The sequence below is a fragment of the Halomonas sp. A11-A genome, assembly GCF_003182195.1.
GTDB lineage: Bacteria > Pseudomonadota > Gammaproteobacteria > Pseudomonadales > Halomonadaceae > Halomonas > Halomonas alkalicola.
The window spans coordinates 1-4,081 of record NZ_QGTM01000047.1 but is presented as its reverse complement, the minus strand read 5'-3'; the positions used below and the strand labels follow the sequence as shown (position 1 = coordinate 4,081).

Below are 4,081 nucleotides of genomic sequence, written 5' to 3'. Positions count from 1 at the left end.
CAAAGAATTCGGCCAGAAATGGCTAAGTCACTGAATTCTCATGCCATGAGTGCCGATTTCAGGCCAAAATCGGACTGGAAGTGTCGAACTCGGGGGCGTTGGCCGCCAAGTAATCGCAACGCCAACACGCAAAAGCCCCGAACCAGGTGACTGACTCGGGGCTTTGTTTGTGGGCGGTTTAACGTTGGAGCTCAGCTGCGGCGAAGCCGTCGGCTGCAGCGCCTGGTTAGCTCTTGCACTAATCTCCAGCGGTACATCACCTTTGCTATCACCCTTGATCTGTACTCGTTCTTGTAGTCCACGCTGTAAACCTCCGTCCTCCCTACTTCTAGGACGCTAATTTCGTCGCACCAAAGTTCGTTGTTAATGGCCAAGTAAATTGACCCAGTACCGGCCAACGCTTCTGACCCACCCCCGAGGTGGCAGCGCTGCCACCATCCACCTACTGTGTCGGCTCAGCCAAGGGTCGGGACGGAAACGTGAAGGACTGGGGAATGATTCACAAGATCAAAGCGTTACATGATGACGGACAAGGCCTGTCGATCCGTGCCATCGGCCAGGAGCTGGGCATCTCCCGCAACACTGTCCGCAAGTACCTGCGCCAGGACGAAGCCACCATCGAGGCGGCGCAGTCGAACCGGGAACGCGAGAAGAAGCTCGACGCCCACCGCGACTACATCGTCTACCTGCTGCGCACCTTTCCCAAGCTGAGCAGCGTCAAGGTCGCTCGCAAGCTGCGTGAGAAGGTCGGCGAGCTGGCGGTCTCGGAGCGCACCCTGCGGCGCTACGTGAAGCAGGTGAAGAGCACCGTGGCCAGCCGGCAGCGGCGCTACTACGAACCGGTGCTCGACATGGTGCCGGGGGTGCAGTGCCAGGTGGATCCGGGCGAGCTGCGCGAGGTGATGATCGGCGGCGAGCCGCGCCCCCTGTACTTCGTGGTGTTCGTGCTCTCTTACTCGCGCCTGACCTACGTCGGTGTCAGCCTGTCACCGCTCGATACCGCCACCTTCATCCGCCTGCACGACGAGGCCTTCCGCTACTTCGGCGGCCTGCCGGAGGAGTGCGTCTACGACCAGACCAAGATGGTGGTGATCAGCGAGCAGTTCCGCGAGCTGGAGGTGAACCAGCGCTTCCACGAATACGCCACCACCGCCGGCTTCCGGATCCGTGCCTGCTGCGGCTACGACCCGGAGAGCAAGGGCAAGGTCGAGGCCGGGGTGAAGTACGCCAAGCAGGATGCCTTCTATGGCGAGGTGTTCCGCGACGAGGCCGACCTGCGCGCTTACGTGCGGCAGTGGCTCGATGACGTCGCCAACGTGCGCACTCACGGCACCACTGGCCAGCAGCCGCGGGCGCTGTGCGACGCCGAAGAACGGTGCCACCTGCGCCCCTATCTGACCCCAGCCTGCGTGGGCCGCGAGGCCGACGGCCTAGCCCCGCGCCGGGTCGACAAGACCGGGCTGATCGCCTGGAAGGCCAACAAGTACTCGGTGCCGATGGCCTACCAGCAGGGCCGTGTCGGCGTCCGGGAAGCGGAAAACCGCCTGGCGATCCATGACCTGGAGAGCGGCGACGAGATCGCCACCCATGCCCTTCATCTGGGCAAAGGGCACACCTCGCGCAACGAGAGCCACTACCGTGATCACCGCCAGCTGGAGGCCGATCTGGAGCAAGCCATCGCCCAGTGTCTCGGCGAGCCGTTGGGGCGGCAGCTGTGTGACAAGCTGCGCCAGAGCATGCCGCACCACTACAAGGACCAGCTGCGTGGCGCCGGGCAGGTGCTGGAGGCCGAGCCCGAGCTGGATCTGACGCTGATCAGCGACTGGGTCACCCGAGAGCGCCTCACCGCCGTGGGTCTTAAGGAGCGGCTGGCGGCGGCCCGGCTCGCCAAGGCGAGGGGCCGGGATCACGAGGGCGATGTGCCCGAAGGATCCAGCACGACGCCGGCGGAGCTGGCTCAGTACGCCCGCCTTGGCCACTCCAGCGGCCAGCAGGAGGTGACCCATGGGACAGCTTGAGCTGACCCATGGGACAGCTTGAGCTGACCGCCGGGCGCTACCGCAGCCTGCGCCTGGGCGCCATCGCTGGTGACCTCCCCGAGCTGCTGGCCCAGGCCGAGGCCAACGAGGTCTCCTACCTGACCTTCGCCGACATGCTGGTCGAGCACGAGCGCCAGACCCGCGAGGCGAAGCGCATCGACCTCTACCGGCGCCAGGCCGGGTTCCCCAGCGACAAGCGGCTGGAGGGGTTCGACTACCGGCACCAGACCACCATCACCAAGCGCCAGATCAACGCCCTGCTGGACTTCGCCTTCCTCGATAACCGCGAGAACCTGGTGTTCATCGGCCCGCCGGGGGTGGGCAAGACCCATCTGAGCATCGGTATCGGGCAGAAGGCCATCGAAGCCGGCTACCGGGTGCTGTTCCGCAACGCCCTGGACCTGGTCGAGGAACTGGAGTTGGCGGAGATGAAGGGCGAACTGAAGAAGACGCTGCACAAGCTGGCCAAGGTCGACGCCTTGGTGATCGACGAACTGGGCTACCTGCCGATGAGCCGACAGGCACGCTACGCGCTGTTCCAGCTGATCAACCGGTTCTACGAGCACCGCTCACTGATCATCACCACCAACAAGGACTTCACCAGCTGGGGGGAGTTCTTCCACGACGACAACGTGGCGGTGCCGATCGTCGACCGGATCATCCACCACTCGCACCTCTACCTGCTGGGCGGGGAGAGCTACCGGCTGAAGCAGAAGACGCTCAGCTGACAATCACGGGTGGGTCAAAACTAATGACCGCTGGTGGGTCACTTCTGATGGCCATTGACATTCGTGATACCCATGAGAGGTATCCATAGAGAAAAGCAGGCGGTTCGGAATGTCTGCGGTTCCGGTCACCTTTATGCGAAGATCTGTGTTCGCATTTGCAGGTACTTCAAACTCTGACTTCCTCATGAACAGCGCCTCTCGGCTGGAAAGACGTTCAGAGTACTCCGGATCGCCTCCGACCTTTTTCTGGACCTCAAATATTTTTCTCTTATAACAGTCAATGCGCTTGGTCGTAACCGGATAAGGCTGGCGATTCTTCGTCACCAAGATGAACGTCATATCTTCTGGCGCCTTGTGCACGACTACTCGAACAATTTTCAAGGGTTTCCGAGAGCTGCGGTACCACCCGACCAAAACAGAGACAATAGCCACAATCGCTGCAAGCGAGGCAAGAATATCGACGAAGGTCTTGAAGTCCATGCTCTCTCCAGGAGCTAACGCCTTGCTCACCGGAAAATTAGGAGCGCAGCGAGTAATTTATCCGTGTGCAGCAACTTGTTATGCGAACTTTTGGTCCGCCACACGAGCTTTAATCCTTTGAATCACTTTGTCGCGAAACTCGCCATGTCCATGCGTTGCTCTCGGATGGGCAATTCTAAAGCATGTAGCATTACCTGCCTCAAACTCCCAATATTTACCAGAAACCACCTCTTTATTTTTATATCCAGAAAAGTTTTCATTGAATAATTGCTTTATTATAGGATCAATACCAACAAAGCCAGCCGCAAAAATTACGACATCAGGCTGAAAGTGTTTTATCTGTGATGCAAGAAGCTTTTTAGATATTGAAGTTATTTCTTCAAACTCATTTTCAGGACGTATTCTAGGGCTTTTCTTATTGTAGTCCCACGCAAACATATTCCCATAGACAATAGACTTAGGGCTAACGTCTAGCTCCTTCGCCAAACGGAAAAAGTATTGTTTAAAACGACTTCTGGTTTTTGTTATAACCTTTCCTCCCTTGGATACCTGAAGATGTTTTTTGTAACGTCCAGTTGCTTCACACAAAAGCTCAAAAACTTTATCTTTTTCGACAAGCTCAGCCACTCGATTTATTGTATTCTTGTTGTTGTCAGTATTCCAACCCGCAGTCTCCCGACCAACTAACATGATTTTTATACTTGAACTCCAGTACTCATCAAATGGAACCGGTAAAAACGGTTCTTCGTCGTTTCATGTGGATTTGGCCTGATCGATCAGGCGGCCCACCGGGCTGCCAATCAGGTAGATCATGGCGATGAAGTTGGCCTCGTT

The 4,081-nt window shown here is 57.9% G+C and carries 4 protein-coding genes; 2 read left to right on the top strand and 2 right to left on the bottom strand.

The annotated features are described in order from the left end of the window. Window positions 1-494 precede the first annotated feature (494 nt). Together istA and istB are read left to right on the top strand one after the other, a co-directional pair. Window positions 495-2,018: an IS21 family transposase gene (gene istA, locus DER72_RS15810; protein WP_110070887.1), complete on the top strand. Its 1,524-nt coding sequence runs from the start codon at window positions 495-497 to the stop codon at window positions 2,016-2,018. Between the two features lie 8 nt (window positions 2,019-2,026). Next, the gene (gene istB, locus DER72_RS15805; protein WP_110070886.1) at window positions 2,027-2,767 is read left to right on the top strand and encodes an IS21-like element helper ATPase IstB; all 741 of its coding nucleotides are present in this window, start codon (window positions 2,027-2,029) and stop codon (window positions 2,765-2,767) included. 3 nt (window positions 2,768-2,770) lie between these two features. Here istB and DER72_RS16095 read toward each other — a convergent pair whose 3' ends face one another. After that, complete coding sequence (locus DER72_RS16095) at window positions 2,771-3,247, bottom strand: hypothetical protein (protein WP_146209081.1); 477 nt, start codon at window positions 3,245-3,247, stop codon at window positions 2,771-2,773. Between the two features lie 78 nt (window positions 3,248-3,325). Further along, window positions 3,326-3,937 (bottom strand): hypothetical protein, encoded by a 612-nt coding sequence (locus DER72_RS15800; protein WP_110070885.1) that lies wholly within the window; start codon window positions 3,935-3,937, stop codon window positions 3,326-3,328. Window positions 3,938-4,081: the final 144 nt, after the last annotated feature.

Excerpts from the sequence above, each read along its gene's own strand:
- istA (WP_110070887.1), top strand. The coding sequence starts at position 495 with ATGATTCACAAGATCAAAGCGTTACATGATGACGGACAAGGCCTGTCG.
- istB (WP_110070886.1), top strand. The coding sequence starts at position 2,027 with ATGGGACAGCTTGAGCTGACCGCCGGGCGCTACCGCAGCCTGCGCCTG.
- DER72_RS16095 (WP_146209081.1), bottom strand. The coding sequence starts at position 3,247 with ATGGACTTCAAGACCTTCGTCGATATTCTTGCCTCGCTTGCAGCGATT.
- DER72_RS15800 (WP_110070885.1), bottom strand. The coding sequence starts at position 3,937 with ATGTTAGTTGGTCGGGAGACTGCGGGTTGGAATACTGACAACAACAAG.